This is a genomic window from Lacticaseibacillus mingshuiensis (assembly GCF_016861785.1).
Lineage (GTDB): Bacteria > Bacillota > Bacilli > Lactobacillales > Lactobacillaceae > Lacticaseibacillus > Lacticaseibacillus mingshuiensis.
The window spans coordinates 1-755 of the sequence record NZ_BOLS01000045.1 but is presented as its reverse complement, the minus strand read 5'-3'; the positions used below and the strand labels follow the sequence as shown (position 1 = coordinate 755).

Below are 755 nucleotides of genomic sequence, written 5' to 3'. Positions count from 1 at the left end.
CAGCTTATCTATCAATGTATTATAGAGAATAATTGCTGCAATAGCTCGCTTAATATCAACCAAAATCAATTTGATCGAGCATGGTTTCTTGACTGGCTTGATCCAAGCCTAAATAAGCTAAAGTCATGGCCTCGCTGGAATGATTTAATAAGTGCATGACCAAACCAATATTATAATTAGACTGCGTGTAGACCCGATAAGCGCCGGTTTTACGCATGGTATGAGTCCCAAGATAATTAATGCCGAGTAAATCGCCCGTCTTAGCCATAATTTTGTAGAACTGTTTTTCCGTGATATGTCGATCAGGGTGCTGAATCGAGGGAAACAACCAGTCAGAAACCAAATGATTGTCTTGTAACCAAGCTTGATAAGCCAATAAATTAGCTTGCACGGGTTTTAAGTAGAGCAGGTTCGCTTTACCGGTCTTTTGGTCGTGGATAAACGCATTCTGACGCACGGTGCCGTTCTCGTTAAAGACATCTGCCCAACGAAGCTTCATGACGTCGCTCACACGCAGCAGAGTCGCTTTGCCAACTTGAAAAACTGTATAGTTACGCCGGCCAGCTTTAAAGCTGTTGAGTAAGGTATCTTGCACCTCTTTGAGAACATTTGAATCTTTGATAGGTAAGACAATTTGTTGCATAGTTTTAGCTCCTTAAAAAATTGATTTTTAGTACAATTTAAAGTACAATATTAAGTACAAAGAAAGGGTGGTAAATATGACATTAGCATTAACACAGAGCGATTTTCGCGCT

1 protein-coding gene is annotated in these 755 nt (G+C 40.0%); it reads right to left on the bottom strand.

The genetic code is table 11. The features are described 5' to 3' along the window. Positions 1-55: 55 nt before the first annotated feature. Positions 56-643 (bottom strand): site-specific integrase, encoded by a 588-nt coding sequence (locus JUE67_RS12535; RefSeq protein WP_057732126.1) that lies wholly within the window; start codon positions 641-643, stop codon positions 56-58. Between the last annotated feature and the right edge of the window lie 112 nt (positions 644-755).

What these genes read in the sequence shown, in the direction of transcription:
- JUE67_RS12535 (WP_057732126.1), bottom strand. Translation starts at nt 643, where the DNA reads ATGCAACAAATTGTCTTACCTATCAAAGATTCAAATGTTCTCAAAGAG.